Below are 18,695 nucleotides of genomic sequence, written 5' to 3' on the forward strand. Positions count from 1 at the left end.
GACACGCGTACGAACACGTAACGGAGAACCGCGATGCGGAAGATACTCATAGTCGGAGCCGGCCAGTCCGGTCTCCAGCTCGCCCTCGGACTGCAGTCGAGCGGGTACGAAGTCACCCTCATGTCCAACCGCACGGCGGACGAGATCCGGACCGGCCGGGTCATGTCGACGCAGTGCATGTTCCACACCGCGCTCCAGCACGAGCGCGACCTCCAGCTCAACTTCTGGGAGACGCAGGCCCCGCGCATCGAGGGCCTCGGCGTGTCCGTCGCCGCGCCGGACTCCTCGCGGGCCATCGACTGGGTCGGCAAGCTGGACGGCTTCGCGCAGTCCGTCGACCAGCGCGTGAAGATGGCCGGCTGGATGGAGACCTTCGCCCAGCGCGGCGGTCAGCTCGTCATCCACGGCGCCGCCGTCTCCGACCTGGACTACTTCTCCCGCGCCTACGACCTGGTGATGGTCTCGGCCGGCAAGGGCGAGCTGGTCTCCATGTTCGGCCGGGACGCCTCGCGTTCGCCGTTCGACGCCCCGCAGCGCGCCCTGGCCGTGGCCTACGTCCACGGCATGGGCCCGCGCCCCGAGCACCCCGACTTCGACGCGGTCCGCTGCAACCTGGTCCCGGGCGTCGGCGAGCTGTTCGTCATGCCGACCCTGACCACCTCCGGCCGCGCGGACATCCTGTTCTGGGAGGGCGTCCCGGGCGGACCGCTCGACGCCTTCCAGGGCATCAAGGACCCGTCCGAGCACCTCGCCAAGACGCTGGAGCTGATGGAGAGGTTCACTCCGTGGGAGTACGCCCGCGCCACGAAGGTGGAACTGACCGACGCCAACGGCACGCTGGCGGGCCGTTACGCCCCGACCGTCCGCAAGCCGATCGGCCGGCTGCCCGGCGGCGGCCTGGTCCTCGGCGTCGCGGACGTGGTCGTGGCCAACGACCCGATCACCGGTCAGGGTTCCAACTCGGCCTCCAAGTGCGCGAACGCGTACCTGGAGTCGATCATCGAGCACGGCGACCGGGAGTTCGACGCGGACTGGATGCAGTCCACGTTCGACCGTTACTGGGACACCGCGCAGCACGTCGTGAAGTGGACCAACGCGATGCTCGGCGCCCCGCCGGAGCACGTGCTGAACCTGATCGGTGCCGCCGGTCAGCTCCAGCCCGTCGCCGACCGCTTCGCCAACGGCTTCAACGACCCGGCGGACTTCGACAACTTCTTCTTCGAGCCGGACCGCACGAACGCGTACCTCGCCGAGGTCACGGGTTCCGCAGCCGTCTGATCAGGCACCGGGCTGTCACGTCGTTCAGGTCGACGTGACAGCCCGGTGGCTCTTCGTGTGCGCTACTCGACCGGCGCGGTGTCGGAGCTGTACCCCGTGTCGTCGCCCGCCGTGGCGCCCTCCGGCAGCTCCGGGGGTGTGTACAGGCTCAGCGGCTCGGCGTCCGGGTCCGGGCGTACCGCGCCCAGCAGTGGGTTCGACGCGACCGGCGAGACCTTCACCTCGGTTCCCGGCCGGGGCGCCTGCACCACCATGCCGTCGCCGATGTAGAGCGCCACATGGGTCGCCTTCGGGAAGTAGATCACCAGGTCGCCGGGGCGCAGCGAGGAGACCGGCACCTTGGGCAGCTGCCGCCACTGTTCCTGCGAGGTCCGCGGAATCGGCCGTCCGGCCGTCTCCCAGGCCCGCGAGGTCAGCCCGGAGCAGTCGAACGACTCCGGTCCCTCGGCGCCCCACACATACGGTTTGCCGAGCTGCCTGACCGCGTACCGGACTGCGTCGCTGCCCTGCCGGGACGGTGGCCTGGTCGAGCTGAGGGCCCCGGAGGCGACCAGCTCGCGCTGGGCGGTGTCCGTGGTCTCCTTCTCCAGCCGGGCGACGGCGGTGAGCTGATCGGCGCTGAGCGAGGCGAGCATGGCCTCGATGTCCTTCAGCCGGGAGCGCACCGCGTTGCGCTGCCTCCTCTGCTGGGCGGCGAGCGCCTGTTGCCGGCCCAGGGCCTTGCGGGAGGCGGTCGCCAGGAGATCCGCGCGCTTCTCCGCCTCGGTGAGCCGGTCCACCGCCGCCGCCCGGCCCGCCGCCACGCGCTGGATGATGTGGCTCTGGTCCAGGGCGCTCGCGGGGTCGCGGGCCAGCAGCAGTCGCATGTACGCGGAGAAGTCGGACCGGCCCTGGTACTGCTCGCGGGCCAGCCGGCCCGCGTCACCGCGGCCCCGGTCGAGGGCGATCCGCGCCCGGGCCAGATCGGACGCCAGCTTCTTCGCCTCGGCGGTGCGCTTCCTCAGCTCCACCGCGGTGCCGTTGTACGTCTCGCCGGCCTCCTCGGCCTGGCGGTAGAGCGTCTGAAGCTGCTTGAGCAGCTCGGCGACGCTCTTGGACCCGGTGGCGTTCGCCGGGAAGGCGTCTTCCGCGTCCACGGTCGCGTCGTCCGTACCGTCCGCCGAGTCGTCCGCACCGATTGCCGCCTCGGACGCCTCGGAAGCCTTGGCTGACTCGGACGTGTCCACCGCGTCCGACGGAGCGGGGCTCGGGCCGACGGGTTCGGCGGTGGCGGGTGCGGCCGCGACGACCGCCGCGATCACCGCCGTGCAGAGCGCACGCAGGACTCTGCCGGGCACGACATCACCTCCGATGACGGAGTGGGGCCCTTGATGGGGTTGCCCCACAAATGACCGAATCCTCTTCATCCGGTCACGTGGTGTCAGGTGATGCAAGTACCGTGCGGCGTGGCGGCGCTCAGCTCACCGGGAAGGCGTAGAACACCCTGCCCCGCTGCACGACGGCGGTCCCGGCCGACGTACGGACCTGGTACGGAACGAGGGCCGTGGCCCCCTTGGGGTCCTTCGCCGGGTCCTGCACCCCGATGTCCTGGAACTTCCACAGCCGTCGCCCGTCGGCGGCCGCGAACGCGGTGACCTGGGTGAGATCCGCCGCGAGCAGCGTCCTTCCACTCCCGCTGAGGGCGAGGGAGGGCGCGTTGCCGCCGAGGGGCACCTCGGTCGGGCGCCGCCAGCGCAGCCGTCCGGTGGCCCGCTCGACGACGCCGACCTCCTGATTCCGGTTGGTGACGTGGAGCAGGTCCCCGGCCGGCACCGGGGTGCCGAAGACGGATGCCTCGGTGCCGTTCAGCCGCCACAGCGGTTTGCCCGTGGCCGTCTCGAACGCCTGGAGATCGTCGCCGACCGCCCCGTACAGCTGCCCCTTCTCGTCGCCCGACGCGGCCCCGTCCGGTGTGACCGTGCCGAACTGCCGGGTCCACAGCAGCTTTCCGGTCTTCCGGTCGAAGCAGCGGAACGAGCCCTTGCCCTTCGCGGCCTTGACCTCGGCGGGGGTGAGCGTCGCGGCGGTCTGGCGTACGACGATGTCGGCGGCGCGCACGGCGGTGAGCAGGTAGGCAGGTGTGCCGGGCGAGCGTCCGGCGGGCACGGCCGCACGCCAGAGTTCCTTGCGCTGCACGATGTCGTAGGCGAAGAGGTGGGCCCGGACGACCTGGGTGTCCTTGCCGGGCTTCTTGCCCTTCTTCGGCTTCCTGGCCTTCACCGTGACCGTGTGGGAGCCGGTGAACCAGATGACGGAGCCGGACTGGCCGGTGAGCGGGGCGACCTTGAGACCCGGTGCGTCGGTGAAGCCGGTCGCGTACGGCACGCGGTGGACGATCTTGCCGTCCGCGGGGGAGAGCCAGAGGAATTCGGCCGGGCCCGCGATGAAGCAGAGGCTCTCACCGGCGGCCAGCACCGCCTGCCCGCCGGCGGCGGCAGCCTGCTGCCAGACCTTGCGCCCGGTACGGAGGGTGACGCCGGTGGCCCCGTTCTCGCCGCTGAGCACAAGCAGCTTGTCCCGCCAGATCGAGGAGGTCAGGGGCGCGGGCTCGGACGCCGGGTGCGTGTACGTCCACTTCGGCTCGGGCGGCAGTCCGGGCACGGTACGGCGGGGCTTCGGTGCGGGCTTGTCGTCGGCCGGGGGAGCGGAGTCGTCGGAACCGAGGGCGAGCACGGCGCCCGCTCCCACGAACAGTCCGGCGGCCCCGGCGGCGAAGACCGTGAGCAGCGCCCGGCGGTCGCGCGCGGTCCCGGACGGCCCGGGAGCGGTGGCCGGAGCCGGGGCCGGGGCCGGTGAGTGTGCCTGGGCGGGCAGGGGGAGAGGCGCCTGCGGGACCGGGGCGAAGGGTGCGGCGGCGTTCTGCGACGGGGCGGCCTGCGGGTAGGGGTACGGAGCCGGGGCGGGCGGGAGCGCGGTCTGCTCCCGGGGGATGGCCAGCTGCGTGGTCGGCCGGTCCGTGTGCGGCGGCCTGTGCCCGATGGCCTTGAACCGGGTGGTCCTGCTGTCCTCGACGGCATCTCCGCCGCCGTCACCGGACTGCCCGGCCGCGACGGGGGAGGCAGCCGGTGCCAGGGCGGCGTCCTGCACGACGGCGTCCCGCACCACCGCGTCCTGCGGCTTGTTGGACTGCGGCTCGACGGACTGCGGCTCGACGGACGCCGGCTCGCCGGACTGCGCCTCGACGGACTCCGGTTCATCGGACTGAGGCTTATCGAGGGGCGGCTCGTCGGACGGCGGCTTCAGCGCGCGCGCCCAGCTCTCCTGCTCGGACACCGCGGCCGACAGCGGTCCGGGCAGCCAGCCGCCCTTGGCCAGGGCCGCCGCGCCCTCCAGTGCCAGATCGGCGGCGACCGAGCCCGCGGACGGGCGCTCGGACGGGTCCTTCCTCAGACACCGGGCGATCAGCTCACGCAACGCGTCGGGTACGGAGTCCAGTTCGGCGTTGCCGTGCGCGATCCGGTCGGCGGCCTCGTCGGGCGGGCCGTCCGCGAGCGGGGTCGTGCCGGTCGCCGCGTACGCGAGCAGCAGTCCGAGGACGAAGAGGTCGGATGCCGGGCCCGCGTCCTCGCCCCCGATCTGTTCCGGGGTGAGATAGCCGAGCCGTACGGAGAGCTGCCCGCCCGGCTTCGCCTCGGCGGCCGCCGAGGCGCCCAGCGGTCCGAAGGCGGTGAGCCGGGGGCCGTCCTCGGCCAGCAGCACCGTCCCCGGGGCCAGCCCCTGGAGGACGGCCCCGGTGGCGTGCACCCGGGAGAGGGTCTCGGCGACGCCCGCACCCAGTATCCGCACGGCACGCTCGGGGAGCGGCCCTGCGAGGTCGATGGCCTGAGCGAGCGTCAGCGCGGGTACGTACGGCCATGCCGTCCACAGCTCACCGGAGTCCGGGGCTTTGAGCGGCGCCTGCACCCATCCGCCGGCCAGCCGCTCCGCCGTGCGCGCCTCCGCCTGGAAGCGCCGCCGGAAGGCCGGCACCGCGGCGAGTGCGGGCCGTGCGGCGCTGACCACGGCGAGTTCGTCGGTGCCGGTGTCCCTGACCACGTACTGGACGGCGCTCGCCGTCTCACGGAAGCGCGCCAGCACGGTGTACGGGCCGAAGTGACGTGGATCGTCCTGACGCAGCGCCTCCATGGCGCACCCCCCTTGTTACCGTGCCTCGGCACCAGAGCGTCGATCTTAGAGGGTCCGGCCTCCGTTGCCCGGCCCGGACACTCGCCCCGCGCCCAGATACGCCACGACGGGCACCGGTGCTCAGTGCCCGCTGCCGGGCTTCGTCCAGGGCCACTTGAGGGTCCGTCGCCCGCGGCCCTCGGGGACGTACTCGTACACCCAGCCCCGCGGCAGCGCCAGTCGCCTGGTGTGGCCGGCCGTGACCCGCTGGTACGCGTACACGGTGTCGGGCCCGCCGCCGGCGTCCGGGACCGGGACCTCGTACCACTTGGGGGGATGGCCGGTCGGGCCGAGCAGGACGGGCAGGACCCGGCCGTCCAGGGGGCCGCCTCTGAAGAGGGTGTTCTCGCTTCTCACCGGGTCAGTCTGACGCAGCGGGCAGCAGGTGGGCCGCACCGGCCACCACCGGGATCACCAGATCCGCCAGTCGTCCGGCCGGTCCTCCGGCCGTTTCCAGCGGTAGCAGGTCCGCCACCGCGGCAGCGGTGTCGGGGTCCGTCGCCGCGGTCGCCGCGAGCAGCGCGATGAGATGGTCCACGAGCCAGCCGCGCAGTCCGGCCGCCGGGGGCTGCTTCTCCTCGTCCAGCCAGATCAGGGACGCCGCCTCGACGGCCGCGATCCAGGTGCGCACCATCATCCGCAGCCTCGGTCCCGCACTCTGCTGCCCCGGGCCGCCGCCCCTGCCGAGGTGCAGCAGGATCTGCTCGGCCGCCGCCCGGCGGACCCCGTCGACGATCGCGGTCGTACGGGAGGTCTCGGCGACGCTGCCCCCCTGGAGCAGGGCGCTGAAACCGGCGTCGTGCTCGTCGACGAAGGCCAGATACCGGTCCAGGACCCGCGAGAGCCGTTCCGTGGGCGGCCCGACGGCGGGCTCCGTGAAGCACAGCGTCAGTTCGGCGGCGGCCGACCCGAGCGCCGCCTCGTACAGCTGCTGGCGGCCGCCGGGGAAGTACCGGTACACGAGCGGCCGTGAGACTCCGGCGACCGCGGCCACCTCGTCGAGCGAGACCTCGTCGGGGGCCCGGTGCGCGAAGAGGCCGAGGGCCGCGGCGATGATCTGGGCGCGCCGCACCTCGACACCGAGCCTTCGGTACGCGGGGGGCGACGGGGCTTCAGCGGCGGAGGTCATACCGGGAAGCCTATGGGGTGTCGCTGCGGCCACGACGTTCCCGCCCGCGCGGGCCGGTCTCAGGCCAGCAGCCCCGAGCTCTTCCACAGCCTGCGTCCCACTCCGTTCAGTACACCTATGTCGTCGAAGAAGTCCGTCAGCCGCTTGGCGCCCGACTGCATCACCTCGGCCCGGTGTCCGCTCGCCTTCACCTGGGCGACGGCCTCGCGGCGGTCCAGGCCGACGCGCTCGTACACCTGCGGGTTGACGAAGCACACGGAGAAGACGCGGGCCGCCTCGCCGCAGCTGACCCGGGTGAGCTCCCGCTCCCAGCGCGGTGCGGTGACCATCTGCCGGCGCAGCTCCTCGCGGGCGTACCGGACGTGCCGCGCCTCCTCCACCACATGGATGCGGGTCACTCCGCGCACCAGCGTCTGTACGCGCTCGTCCGGGAAGGTCAGCCGCTGCATCCAGTCGAGGATCTCCTCGCCGAGGAGGGTCGCGGCGAAGGAGCCGGGAGTGGTGGAGACGGTCTTCAGGATCCGCGCCAGGTTGTGATAGACGCGCGGTACGGGGTAGTTGGGGGCGCCGCTCCAGGTGATCATGCGGCCGAACATCAGCGAGTGCCGGCACTCGTCCGCGATCTCGGTGAGGGCGTAGCGGACGTGGTTGCTGGTCACCGGCTTGTCGTAGATGTGCCGGACGAGCAGCTGAATGAGGATGATCTCGAACCAGATGCCGAGCGAGGCGAGCGCGGCGGCCTCGTGCCGGGCCAGGTCCATCCGCTGTTCCTCGGACATCTTCCGCCAGAGCGGGGTGTCGTAGAGGGAGGTCAGCTCCGGCGGCCAGAACCACTGGCCCTCCTCGACCGCCGAGGCCCAGTCGAGCTCGGTGTCCGGGTCGAAGGAGTGTCTGGCCGAGGATTCGAGAAGGCGCTCGGCGATCTGCTCGCGGTCCCGCAGGGGCCCGAGTGCGTCACGGAGCAACTGCACATCGCGTTCGGTCGCTGTCGACATGGCTGAGGGCACCTCACACATGGGTTACCGGCGGTCACCTCTTATGAGACTTCCTGTCAGCAAGCCCGTCAATCCCTTGTGCACGACTTGTTGACCCGACGTCTACCACCGTGTGAACCTGCCAATGAGCCTGGGGACCACAGAACTTGGCGATGCGACCCGTGCAAGGCGAAGGAGCCGTCCGTGTCGACACATGACCTCTACACCACTGCGCCCGACGAGCCGGCCTGGCAGGTGCCGGCCTCCGGGGCCGCCCGTTTCAGCTGGGACTACGACGACGGCCGCGAGCGGCTGCTCGCCCTCTACCAGAAGGGCAAGGACAAGCAGTGGGACGGCAACAAGCGCATCGACTGGAGCCTGGAGGTCGACCCCGCGGACCCGCTGGGCACCCCCGACGAGGCCCTCACGCTCTACGGCACCCCGCACTGGGCGAAGATGACCGAGCGCGACCGCGGTGAGCTGCGCAAGCACTACACCTCCTGGCAGTTCAGCCAGTTCCTGCACGGTGAACAGGGCGCGATGGTCTGTGCGGCGCGCATCGTGGAATCGGTGCCCGACCTGGACGCCAAGTTCTACTCCGCGACCCAGACCATGGACGAGGCCCGGCACGCGGAGATATACGGGCGGTTCCTGCACGAGAAGGTCGGGATGCTCTACCCGATCAACGACAACCTCCAGGGGCTGCTGGGCGACACCCTGCGCGACTCCCGCTGGGACATGCCCTACCTCGGCATGCAGGTCCTCATCGAGGGGCTGGCCCTGGCCGCCTTCGGCATGATCCGCGACACGACGACCAAGCCGCTGCCCAAGCAGATCCTCGCGTACGTCATGCAGGACGAGGCCCGGCACGTGGCCTTCGGGCGGATGGCGCTGCGCGACTACTACAAGCAGCTGAGCGACGCCGAACTGCGGGAGCGCGAGGAGTTCGTCATCGAGGGCTGCTACCTGATGCGCGACCGGCTCAGCGGCGTCGAGGTGCTGGAGAACTTCGGCATCGGCAAGCAGGAGGCCAAGGAGCTCTCCGAGCACTCGGAGTACCTCCAGCTCTTCCGCAAGCTCCTCTTCAGCCGCATCGTCCCGTGCGTCAAGGACATCGGCCTGTGGGGCGAACGGCTCCAGAAGGCGTACGTCGACATGGGCGTACTCGAACTCGGCGACTCCAGCCTGGATCTGCTGATGGCCCAGGACGAGGAGATCGCCGAACAACTGGACCGCGACCGCTTCGAGGCCGAGGAGCGGGCACGGGTGGCGGAGGTCGCGGACGCGATCACGCGGGGGCGGGCGGACTGACCGGTCCGTAATCGATGGACGCCACCGGCTGCCGGGCGGGAGGATGCGTCCCATGACGCCTCCCTCCGCAGCCGGCCCGGCGGCGGCCGCAGCCCGCCGCAGCCTAGAAGGGCTCGCGCTCGGCGACGCCTTCGGCGAGCGCTGGTTCCCGCTCTTCCGTGAGCCCCGGCAAGCGTTCGAGGAGGTCCGCGACCGCCGGACGCCGAGCGAGCCCGTGTGGCCCTGGACCGACGACACCGCCCTCGCCCTGGCGCTCGACCGCGTCCTCGACGAGTGCGGTCACGTCGACCAGGACCGGCTCGCCCTGTTCTTCGCCCTCGCCTTCGACGCCGACCAGGCACGCGGTTACGGCCACGGCATGCACATGCTGCTGCCCCAGTTGCTGACCTCGCCGGCCGACTGGCGGACCCTGGCGCCCGGGCTGTTCGAGGGCGGCAGCCTCGGCAACGGCGCCGCCATGCGGGTCGCGCCGCTCGGTGCCCGCTTCCATGACGACCTCGGCCACGCGGCCGAACAGGCCGTGCTCTCCGCGGAGGTCACCCACGCCCACCCGGAGGGGATCGCGGGCGCGGTGGCCGTCGCGGTCGCCGCCGCGCTCTCGGTGCGCGGTGAACTCACCCTCGCCGCAGTCGCGGACCGCACGCCCGCGGGGCTCGTCCGCGACGGGCTGCGCCGCGCCGCGGAGCTGCCGCTCGCCACCGAGCCGCGGAAGGCCGCGGATCTGCTCGGCAACGGGCAGCGCATCCGCGCCGACGACACCGTCCCCTTCGCCCTGTGGACCGCCGTACGCCACCGGGACGATCTGGAGGCGGCGCTGTGGGCGACGGCGGAGGGTTTCGGTGACGTCGACACGACGTGTGCCATCACCGGCGGGGTCGTGGCCGCGGCCACCGGGACCGGCGGGGTGCCCGACGCCTGGACGCGGCGCAGGGAGCCGATCGGGCGTTCCGGTTTCCTCTCGACCTGATACCGAATCGGTCCTTGTCGAAATCGCGTTCGTACGGCTCACGTAACGTGAGCGCATGACCATGCCGCCTCAGCCGCCCCAGGGCCCGTACGGGCCTCCTCAGCCTCCGCAGAACCCGTACGGCCAGCAGCCGCCTGGCCCGCCCCAGCAGCCCTACGGCTACCCGCAGCATCCGCAGGGCCAGCAGGGTGCGTGGGGGCAGCCGGGGATACCCGGGCAGCCCGGGACGCAGCCGGGCATGCAGCCCGGCATGGGCGGGTGGCCGCCGCAGCCGCCGCCGCGCAAGAAGCGCACCGGGCTGATCATCGGCATCGTGGCCGGGTCGCTGGTGGTGGCCGGTGGCATCGCCTTCGGCGTCGCCCAGCTCGTCGACGAGGGGGCGGACGCCGCCTTCCCCGAGGCCGAGTACAAGCTCGTGGTGCCCAAGAAGGTGCTGGACGACGAGTTCACCCTGGCCCAGGACGCGTCCGACACCGAGGGCAAGAAGATCGAGGACACCCCCGACGCCAGCATCAGGGACGGGAAGGCCGTCGTCGCGCAGTACACCGCGAGCACCAGCGCCCTCGTGCTGTCCGGCATGCACGGGCGGCTCGCCGCCCCCAGCTTCATGCGCGGCAAGATCATGGAGGGGGCCGCGGAGGCGGAGGGCTCGACGGTCGTCGTGCCCGCCAAGGAGTTCAAGCCCGAGGGCTACGACATCACGATCGAGTGCCAGGTCGTGCAGTCGAAGGAGGGCGGCATGACGAACAACATCCCCATGTGCGCCTGGGGCGACCCCAACACGGCAGCCATGGTCGCCGTGGTCAGGCCCGAGAACGTGGCGAAGGACGCCAAGTCCATCGACCTGGCCAAGGTCGCGGAGGAGACGGCGAAGGTCCGCTCCGAGATCCGCAAGCCGATCGGCTGATCAGCTCGTAACGGCTTCGGCCTCGGTGGCGGCCGGTGCCGGGAAGCGCGTCCGCAGCGTGAACGCCCATTCGGTGGGGCCGTGTTCGCGCAGGTGGAGCAGGCGCTTCTCGGCATCCTCCACCGAGGGGCGGTCACCCGCCGGTACCCACCAAAGGGCGGTCATCGACTCCTCCACCTTCGCGAACCACTCGCGGCGCCGGGCCATCAGCTCGCGGTGCCGGCCCGCGTACACGAACGTGGTCAGCGCGTCCGTGTCCCGCCATACGGACATGTTCACGATCAGCCAGGCGTCCCCGAAGACCGCCACGTCCGTGGCATTGCCGGAGTCGGCCTGCAAGCGCCACACGAATCCGTCGGCCGCGTCCGCCACCGCGTTCACCGGGTCGAGACCGTCAACGAAGTCCTTGAGCTCCGGCGAGTCCAGCGGGAACCTCAGCCGGGAGATGTTCACCTGGGCCAGCTCGTAGCCGGGTTTCTCCGCCTCATGTGCGTCCATTGATTCCATGGCGGCACAGTAGGCAGCGCTTCCTCGACGGCGCGGGCCATTCCGAGCAGCGAGACATCGGCCCCGCGCGCCGCCACGAGTTGAAGCCCCACGGGGCAGCCGTCCGAGGTGAATCCGGCGGGGACGCTCGCCGCCGGATGCCCGCTCAGGTTGAACGCCCAGGTCGACGCGGTCGAATAGATCCCGCCCGGCCCCTCGTGGCCGTGGGGCCGGTTGGGGGTGGCCGGGGTGAGCAGCAGCGGCGTACGGGCGAAGAAGGCGTCCAGCCTGCCGTCGTTCTCCGTGCGCACGGCGTGGGCGGTGGGCGAGGGGGCCCCGCCGCGTACCTCCTGCCACGCCTGTGCCGGGTCGAGCAGCTCGCAGCCGCCGGAGCCGAGCCGTACGACACCGGAGGCGGCCAGGCGCTCCACCGCGCCCCGGACCACCGCCGCCACCTCCGGGTCCACCCGTGCGTACCCGAGGTCCTCGCTGTACAGGGCGGGCACCGGCAGGCGCGCCGCCCACGGCTCGTACCCGTCCAGGACATGGCGCAGATACGTCTCCGCCACCGCCGCCGAGCGGGCCAGCACCCCGGCCGCCGCGAGCCCGGAACGGTCGGGGGAAGGGAGCAGCCCGTTCGTCGTCTTCAGCCCGAACACCCCGCACCAGGCCGCCGGGATGCGGACGGAGCCCGCCCCGTCGCTGCCCGTGGCCAGCTCCACCAGGCCCGCCGCGACGGCCACGGCCGAGCCCGCCGACGAGCCGCCGGGCGTGCGGTCCGCGCGCCAGGGGTTGACCGTACGGCCGTGCGCGCCCTGCCCCCAGGTCTGCCAGACCGTGCCGGGGCCGGGCACCGACGTCGACCCGACGGGCACCGCGCCGGCCGCGATCAGCCGGCGGGACGCGAAGGAGCGGATGCCGGACCGCCCCTTCACCGCGAACGGCAGCCCGGCCAGCGGGAGCCGGGCGGCGGCGGGTGCGCGGGCGAGTGCCTCCTCGTGCCACACCTCGATGAACGCGCCGAGCTGCGGATCGAGCCGGTCGATCCGGTCCAGGGCGGCCGTCACGCCCGCCACCGCCCGCGCGGGTCTCCCCGTCCGTTCCTCGCTCATGCCGCCAGTCTTCCGCAAGGCCCGCGGGCACGGGCGGGGTTCAGCCGTCGAGCGCCGCCCGCATCACGGCCCGCGCGATCGGTGCCGCGCTGCCGCCGCCGCTGATGTCGGCCCGGTTCGCGGAGGCGTCCTCCACGACCACGGCGACCGCGACGGCCGGCCGGCCCGAGTCCTTCCCCTGGGCCCAGGAGATGAACCACGCGTACGGCGTACCGGAGTTGTCGATGCCGTGCTGCGCGGTGCCGGTCTTGCCGCCGACGGTCACCCCGTCGATCGCGGCGTTCGTCCCCGTACCGTCCTCCACCACGTCGACCATCATCCGCTGCAGCCTCATCGCCGTCGTGGGGTTCATCGCCTGGTGGTAGGAGCGCGAGCCCTGCTGCTGGACCGGGTCCCCGTCATGAGTGGTCGTACGGTCGACCAGGTGCGGGTATCTGAGGTCGCCGCCGTTCGCCACCGCCGAGGCGACCATCGCCATCTGGAGCGGGGTCGCCGTGGTGTCGAACTGCCCGATCGAGGACTGGGCGAGCTGGTCGTCGCTCATGTCCGTGTCGAAGTTGCTCTTCGCCACCCCCGAGGGGATCTTCAGCCCGGTGTCGTTGAAGCCGAACTTCCCCGCAGCCTCGACCATTCCGTCGAGACCCACCTCTACCCCCAGGTGTGCCATCACGGTGTTGCAGGAGACCCGGATCGCCTCGGACAGCGAAGCCTTGCCGCAGCCGCTCGCCTCGTTGGGCAGGACGGTCGAGGTGCCGGGCAGTACGTAGGGCGAGGGGGTGTCCGTCGGCTCGTCCGGGTCGTCCACGACGCCGGAGTCCAGTGCGGCGGCGGCCGTCACGATCTTGAAGGTGGAGCCCGGCGGATAGGTCTGGCGGATGGCCCGGTTGAGCATCGGCTGGCTCTTGGACGTGGTGAGCCGGGCCCACGCGTCGGTGACGGACGAGCCGGTCCCGGAGAGCCGCTCGGGGTCGTACGAGGGAGTTGAGACCAGGGCCAGGATCTTCCCGGTGGACGGGTCGAGGGCGGCCACCGCACCCCGGCGCCCGCCGAGCCCGTCGTACGCGGCGCGCTGCATCGAGTCCTTGATGGTGGTGACGACGTTCCCGCCGGGCTGCCGGCTGCGGGTGATGTCCCCCCACAGGGGGAGCGGGGCGAGCAGCGCGGCGGTGCCGGACAGGATGTCGTCCTCGGCGTTCTCGATGAGGGTGGTGCCGTAGGTCTGCGAGGCGTACCCCGTCACGGGTGCGTAGAGCGGGCCGTGCTTGTACGTGCGCTCGTACGCCAGTTGCTCGCCGGTGTCCTTGGAGCCGGTGACGGACTCGTCCCCGACCAGGATGTTGCCGCGCGGCTGGTCGTAACGGTCGATCGTGGAGCGGCGGTTGGCGGAGTTGGCGTTCAGTTCGTCGGCCTCGAAGAGCTGGATGCGGGCGGCGTTGGCCAGCAGGGCCACGAGCAGCAGCAGACAGAAGGCGGCGGCCCGCCGGATGTATCGGATCACGACTCGTCCTCCATGACCGGTGCGATGACTCCCGTCTCCGGCTGATCGGGGTGCGGGGTGCGGGCCACGTCGCTGACCCGGATCAGCAGCGCCACGATGATCCAGTTGGTGACTACGGACGAACCGCCCTGCGCCAGGAACGGCATGGCCATTCCCGTCAGCGGGATCAGCCCCATCACGCCGCCCGCGATCACGAAGACCTGGAGGGCGAGGATCGAGGCGAGGCCGATCGACAGCAGTCGTCCGAACGGGTCGCGCAGCGCGAGGCCCGCCCGGTATCCGCGGGCCACCAGCAGCGCGTACAGCAGGAAGACGGCGGTCAGCCCGGCCAGGCCGAGCTCCTCGCCCGCGGTCGCCAGGATGAAGTCGGACTTGGCCGCGAAGCCGATGAGGATGGAGTGGCCGAGGCCGAGGCCGGCCCCGAGCATGCCGCCCGCGGCGAACGCGAACAGCGACTGGGCGAGCTGGCTCGGTCCCTGTCCCGCGTCGATGGAGGCGAACGGGTCGAGCCAGTCCTCCACCCGGCTGTGCACGTGCGGTTCGAACGAGCCGACGACGAAGGCGCCGACGGCGGCGAGCACCATGCCGACGGCGATCCAGCCGGTCCGGCCGGTCGCCACGTACAGCATGATCACGAAGAGCCCGAAGAAGAGGAGCGAGGTGCCCAGGTCGCGTTCGAGGACCAGGACGCCGACGCTGAGCAGCCAGATCGCCACGATCGGCCCCAGTACCCGGCCGGTGGGGAGCTGGAGCTTCCACAGCTTGCGCCCGGTGTAGGCGAGGGCGTTGCGGTTGGCGGCGAGATACGCGGCGAAGAAGACCGCGAGGAGGATCTTGGCGAACTCGCCGGGCTGGAAGGAGAACCCGCCGACCCTGATCCAGATCTTGGCGCCGTTCACCGCGGGGAAGAAGATCGGCACGATCATCAGTACCAGGGCCGCGGCGACCGAGAGGTACGCGTACCGCTGGAGCACCCGGTGGTCGCGTAGGAGGACGACGACGGTGATGAAGAGCGCGACGCCGAGCGTGGACCAGATCAGCTGCGTGGGTGCGGCCTGGTCCTTGGGGGTCTCCAGGTCGAGCCGGTAGATCAGCACCAGACCGAGGCCGTTGAGCAGGACGGCGATCGGGAGCAGCAGCGGATCGGCGTACGGGGCGCGGAAGCGGACGGCGAGATGGGCGAGGAGGGCCAGCAGGCCCAGCCCGGCACCGTAGCCGGCGACATCGGAGGGCACGGCGCCGTTCCTGGCGAGTCCGACGTCGGCGTATCCGTAGACGGAGATGAGGACGGCCCCGATGAGGAGGCAGAGCTCCACCCCGCGCCGCTTGGGCAGGCGTAGCTCGGGCGGGGGAGCGTCCGCCCTCGTTGCGGTCATGCCACGCAACGTAGCAAGAGGTGGGGCTTATTTCCCTTATGTCCTGACGCGCCTGTCCCGGGGGCGGATCGGCACAGGCGCGCTCAGGTGTGCCGGGCGGTCAGCACCAGCGGGGGGCCGTGCCGATGTTCGCGATGTAACGGGCCGAGCCCCAGGCCCAGGTGCCGTCGGTGAGGAGGTACCAGCGGTTGTTGCCGTCGACGTTGTCGCCGGTGGTCTTGCAGAAGATGTTCACCACTGCGCCGTACGGGACCTTGCCGACGATCCGGCTGCTCCGGGTGGGGCGGTCGCGCAGCAGCAGCCCGGTCGTGGCGGTCACGCGCCCGCGGTAGTCGCCTTGATCGGCAGCCGCGGCGGCGGCCTCGGCCTCCTCGGGGGAGTCGCGGTCGGCGGCCGGGGCGGGGGCCTCCGCGCGCAGGGCCGGCGGCGGCGCGGCCGGGCCGGCGGCGAGGGCCGGGGTGGCGGCCGAGAGGGCCGCGAGGGCGCCGGTGGCGACACAGAGAGCCAGGCGGCGGAATCCCGGACGGGACTGAGTGGACATGCTGCCTCCAGGAAGGAAGAAACGGGGGCGAGCGGGCTGTGGGGGGCGGCCCGCGTCTCGCCTGCCTCACACTAGGTTCGCTACCTTTGGTCCGCAATTCGCTGCTATCCGTTACCAGGTCCCGCTTTGTCCCTCTACGGGATGCCGGGGGCTCCGGGGCGGCCCCGACCGTCCCCGGCCTCCGGTCCGTCGTCGAGCGCCACGTACTCCGGGAGGGTGAGCCGTGCCTCCGCGCCGCCCTCCGGAGGGTTGCGGAGGACCAGCGAGGCGCCGATGACCTCCGACTGCCCGACGGCGATGGTCGGCCCGAGGCCGTGTCCCTTGCCGCCGCCCTCCGTCCGGAAGCGCTGCGGCCCGCCCGTCACCAGGTACTCCGGGAAGCCGGGACCGTGGTCGCGTACGGTCACCGCCGGCCCGTGACCGGTTCGTGGCGGTACGGGGTGGCCTGGCGGCGCCGGATCAGCGCTGGTACGGGTTCTGGCCCGAGCCGGGAGGCGCGTACCCCGGCTGCTGCTGCGACTGGCCGAACGGATTGCCGTCCTGGTCCGCGGCGTGCTGGGCGAGGAACTGTTCGGCCTGCTCCTTCGGGATCTGCCGCTCCCCGCCGCAGAACGTGCACTGCGTCGCGAACTTGGTGGAGAACGGGAACAGCGGCACGAAGAACAGCGTGAACTTCGTGACCTTCTTGCGCAGCGTGTGCGCGGACGGATTGCCGCACCAGCCGCACACCATCGTCAGGATGGCCAGCTGGTACAGATACCCTCGCGTACCGAAAATGATCACGGTGTGGTTCCCTTCCCCGTGTTCCCCTGCAACGTCCGCCGGCACAGCGCCAGCAGCTGTTCGTCCTCGTATGTGTCGTGGCTGCCGTACCCGCCGTCCATCGCGTTGTGACGGCGTACGGAAGCGAGCTCGGCGCGCAGTACATGTGCTGCTTCCGACCCTGCACCAGCAGCCCCCATCCGCGCCAGGCATTCCGCGACCCGGACTCTGACGTGACGGTTCTTCTCCCACGCCGCAAGGAGTACGGGCACCACGTCACCGGCCCGTCCCGTCACCTCCCAGAGGGCGATCGCCGCGTCCACCCGCAGCCACAGCTCCTCGTGCCGCAGCAGTGCGCGCAGCTTCGGCGCGGCCGGCGCCGCCCGTTCGCCGAGCCTGCCCAGCGCGCTCGCCGCCGCCCGCCGGTCGTGCACCTGCTCCGCCCACAGCCCCTCGGTCAGGACCGGCAGCACGGTGTCGGCGTCCCCGTCGACCGCCCACAGAGCTTCCGCCGCCTCCGTCGCCGTCGCGGTCCCCGGGCGGCGGAGCAGCGCCCGCAGGTCCGGGACCGCGCACCGCGCCGCGGGCCCGAACGAGCCGAGCGCCCGCAGCGCCGCCGTACGCAGCCACTCGCCGCGGTACTCCGGCGCACCCCGCAGCATCCGCAGCACCTCCGGTGCCGCCTCGCCCGCCCGGAGCGAGGTCAGCCCGCCGAGCAGCGGACTCGCCCGGTCGTACGCGCTCTCGTCGAGACGGACCTCACCGAGCCTGCGCCGCAGCGCCCCGGCGAGCGGCGCCGCCGCCGCACCGAGGTGCCCGATGGCGAAGCCCACGTCGTGCGGGACCTCCGGCCGCTCCAGGGCCGCCGCCAGCGCGGGCACCACACGGGCGTCGCCCAGCCGGGCCAGCGCCTTCACGGTGGAGCCGAGCCCCGGCGGCCCGCTCGCCCACTGCTTCACCCAGGCCCCCGGGTCCGCCGCCATCCGCCCGGCCAGCGCGTTCCCGGCGGGGGCCGCCAGGCCGAACAGCTCTTCCAGTACGTGGGAGGCGGCTTCCGCCAGCCGTGGTTCGGGGTCGGCGAGCTGGTCGCCGATCAGGGCGACCAGTTCCTCGTACGAGCCGCGCCAGGCCCTGATCAGCCCACTGCTCATCCGCACGGCATCGACGCGCTGCCACTGGTCCGGGCTGCGCAGCTGCTCGGTCAGCAGCGCCGTCCGCTCGGCGACCCGGTCGTCGAGGCCGACGTGCAGCGTCCGCAACAGGTCGGCCGACCAGGGCGCGCTGCGCCCCGCGGACTCCTCGGCGGACAGGGCCCGCAGCTGCCCCACCAGCGTCGGGATGCCGGTGTGCGGTGCCGGGTCACCGCCCGGAAGCGGTCCGGTGTCCACGGCGGGCTCCGGCACCGGCGGTACGGACCGCAGCTCCCGCATCAGCCCCGCGACGACCGCGACGACGTCGCGGGGCAGCGAGTCGGGGGAGGAGCGTGCGAGCTGGGCGAGCGCCGCGAGCCGCAGCCCCGGCCCGTACTCCGGCGAGGCCAGCCGGCTCAGCCACTCCGCGGCCCGGCCAGCGAGCGGGCGATGGCGCAGGGCGACCCGTCCCGCCGCCTCGACCAGGGCCATCCGCACCTCGTCGTCGGGCTCCACCGGCAGCCGCTCCCGCAGCAGGGCGAGCACCCGTACGGGGTGACTGTGCAGGGTGGCGAGTGCCAGCGGCGCGGCGAGCCGCACGCCCGGGTCCTCGTCGGCGATCAGCTCGAAGAAGACCCCGGCCCCCGCGGTGACGGCCGCTGCCGCCATCGCGTAGTTCGCGGCTCCCTCGATCTCCTCCTCGTCGATCTCGGCCTCGTCGTCCTCGTCCAGATCGATGCCGCCGATGCTGGTCAGCAGCTCGACGATGCAGCCACGGTCCTGGATGCCGGGGTCCACCACCAGCTCGAAGAGGAAGGGGATGCACGCGAGCGTGCACCCGTACACGTCACCCTGGTGATGGACGGCCCCGTACATGCCGTCGAGGGCGCTCTCACGCTCGGCCGGGTCGGCGGACGCCAGACCGCGCAGCAGCTCCGGCACGTCGTCGGCCGGCCCGTAGGCATGCTCCATCGAAGCCCACTCGACCTCGTCGATCCCCGCGAACACGCCATCCCCTCCC

At 72.2% G+C, this 18,695-nt stretch carries 16 protein-coding genes and 1 pseudogene; 4 read left to right on the forward strand and 13 right to left on the reverse strand.

From position 1 onward, the window contains the following. Nucleotides 1-33: 33 nt before the first annotated feature. Complete coding sequence (locus ACFWSK_RS11335) at nt 34-1,278, forward strand: styrene monooxygenase/indole monooxygenase family protein (RefSeq protein ID WP_383783633.1); 1,245 nt, start codon at nt 34-36, stop codon at nt 1,276-1,278. Nucleotides 1,279-1,340: 62 nt separating this feature from the next. On the opposite strand, the gene ACFWSK_RS11340 is transcribed toward ACFWSK_RS11335, so the two are convergent. The 5 genes from ACFWSK_RS11340 to ACFWSK_RS11360 all read right to left on the reverse strand — a co-directional run bounded on the left by ACFWSK_RS11340 (nt 1,341) and on the right by ACFWSK_RS11360 (nt 7,605). Then, a complete protein-coding gene (locus ACFWSK_RS11340; protein ID WP_383783634.1) occupies nt 1,341-2,615 on the reverse strand; it encodes an NlpC/P60 family protein in 1,275 nt (424 codons plus the stop codon). A gap of 118 nt (nt 2,616-2,733) precedes the next feature. Further along, complete coding sequence (locus ACFWSK_RS11345) at nt 2,734-5,442, reverse strand: PQQ-binding-like beta-propeller repeat protein (RefSeq protein WP_383783635.1); 2,709 nt, start codon at nt 5,440-5,442, stop codon at nt 2,734-2,736. A 120-nt stretch (nt 5,443-5,562) separates the two neighbouring features. Further along, nucleotides 5,563-5,838 carry a hypothetical protein gene (locus ACFWSK_RS11350; RefSeq protein WP_383783636.1) on the reverse strand — a complete coding sequence of 92 codons (276 nt, stop codon included), beginning with the start codon at nt 5,836-5,838 and terminating at the stop codon, nt 5,563-5,565. A 4-nt stretch (nt 5,839-5,842) separates the two neighbouring features. Beyond that, complete coding sequence (locus ACFWSK_RS11355; protein ID WP_383783637.1) at nt 5,843-6,610, reverse strand: TetR/AcrR family transcriptional regulator; 768 nt, start codon at nt 6,608-6,610, stop codon at nt 5,843-5,845. A 59-nt stretch (nt 6,611-6,669) separates the two neighbouring features. Further along, on the reverse strand, nt 6,670-7,605 hold the full coding sequence (locus tag ACFWSK_RS11360) for a diiron oxygenase (protein ID WP_383783638.1): 936 nt from the start codon (nt 7,603-7,605) through the stop codon (nt 6,670-6,672). Nucleotides 7,606-7,788: 183 nt separating this feature from the next. Here ACFWSK_RS11360 and ACFWSK_RS11365 point away from each other — a divergent pair, with 183 nt between their 5' ends. Genes ACFWSK_RS11365 through ACFWSK_RS11375 form a run of 3 tightly spaced genes read left to right on the forward strand, consistent with a single transcriptional unit; the run spans nt 7,789 to nt 10,769 of the window. After that, on the forward strand, nt 7,789-8,895 hold the full coding sequence (locus ACFWSK_RS11365) for a ferritin-like domain-containing protein (protein ID WP_383783639.1): 1,107 nt from the start codon (nt 7,789-7,791) through the stop codon (nt 8,893-8,895). A 52-nt stretch (nt 8,896-8,947) separates the two neighbouring features. Beyond that, nucleotides 8,948-9,862: an ADP-ribosylglycohydrolase family protein gene (locus ACFWSK_RS11370; protein WP_383783640.1), complete on the forward strand. Its 915-nt coding sequence runs from the start codon at nt 8,948-8,950 to the stop codon at nt 9,860-9,862. A 55-nt stretch (nt 9,863-9,917) separates the two neighbouring features. Further along, nucleotides 9,918-10,769 carry a hypothetical protein gene (locus ACFWSK_RS11375; protein WP_383783641.1) on the forward strand — a complete coding sequence of 284 codons (852 nt, stop codon included), beginning with the start codon at nt 9,918-9,920 and terminating at the stop codon, nt 10,767-10,769. On the opposite strand, the gene ACFWSK_RS11380 is transcribed toward ACFWSK_RS11375, so the two are convergent. The 8 genes and pseudogenes from ACFWSK_RS11380 to ACFWSK_RS11415 all read right to left on the reverse strand — a co-directional run bounded on the left by ACFWSK_RS11380 (nt 10,770) and on the right by ACFWSK_RS11415 (nt 18,682). Continuing rightward, nucleotides 10,770-11,276: a DUF3291 domain-containing protein gene (locus ACFWSK_RS11380; protein WP_383783642.1), complete on the reverse strand. Its 507-nt coding sequence runs from the start codon at nt 11,274-11,276 to the stop codon at nt 10,770-10,772. Further along, entirely contained in the window at nt 11,219-12,367 is a 1,149-nt protein-coding gene (locus ACFWSK_RS11385; RefSeq protein WP_383783643.1) for an amidase family protein, read from the reverse strand. Before ACFWSK_RS11385 ends, ACFWSK_RS11380 begins: the two co-directional genes overlap by 58 nt. Nucleotides 12,368-12,407: 40 nt before the next feature. Continuing rightward, nucleotides 12,408-13,865: a peptidoglycan D,D-transpeptidase FtsI family protein gene (locus tag ACFWSK_RS11390; RefSeq protein WP_383783644.1), complete on the reverse strand. Its 1,458-nt coding sequence runs from the start codon at nt 13,863-13,865 to the stop codon at nt 12,408-12,410. Then, nucleotides 13,862-15,241 (reverse strand): FtsW/RodA/SpoVE family cell cycle protein, encoded by a 1,380-nt coding sequence (locus ACFWSK_RS11395; RefSeq protein ID WP_383783645.1) that lies wholly within the window; start codon nt 15,239-15,241, stop codon nt 13,862-13,864. Before ACFWSK_RS11395 ends, ACFWSK_RS11390 begins: the two co-directional genes overlap by 4 nt. 100 nt (nt 15,242-15,341) lie before the next feature. Beyond that, on the reverse strand, nt 15,342-15,782 hold the full coding sequence (locus ACFWSK_RS11400) for an SH3 domain-containing protein (RefSeq protein ID WP_383783646.1): 441 nt from the start codon (nt 15,780-15,782) through the stop codon (nt 15,342-15,344). Between the two features lie 134 nt (nt 15,783-15,916). Beyond that, nucleotides 15,917-16,198: pseudogene (locus ACFWSK_RS11405) on the reverse strand (ATP-binding protein); the annotation flags it as partial. A 43-nt stretch (nt 16,199-16,241) separates the two neighbouring features. Next, on the reverse strand, nt 16,242-16,565 hold the full coding sequence (locus tag ACFWSK_RS11410; protein ID WP_383783647.1) for a zinc-ribbon domain-containing protein: 324 nt from the start codon (nt 16,563-16,565) through the stop codon (nt 16,242-16,244). Continuing rightward, entirely contained in the window at nt 16,562-18,682 is a 2,121-nt protein-coding gene (locus ACFWSK_RS11415) for a HEAT repeat domain-containing protein (protein WP_383783648.1), read from the reverse strand. Before ACFWSK_RS11415 ends, ACFWSK_RS11410 begins: the two co-directional genes overlap by 4 nt. Nucleotides 18,683-18,695 lie beyond the last annotated feature (13 nt).

Origin of the sequence: Streptomyces sp. NPDC058620 (assembly GCF_042717135.1) — a bacterium.
In the GTDB taxonomy this organism is placed as follows: Bacteria; Actinomycetota; Actinomycetes; order Streptomycetales; family Streptomycetaceae; genus Streptomyces.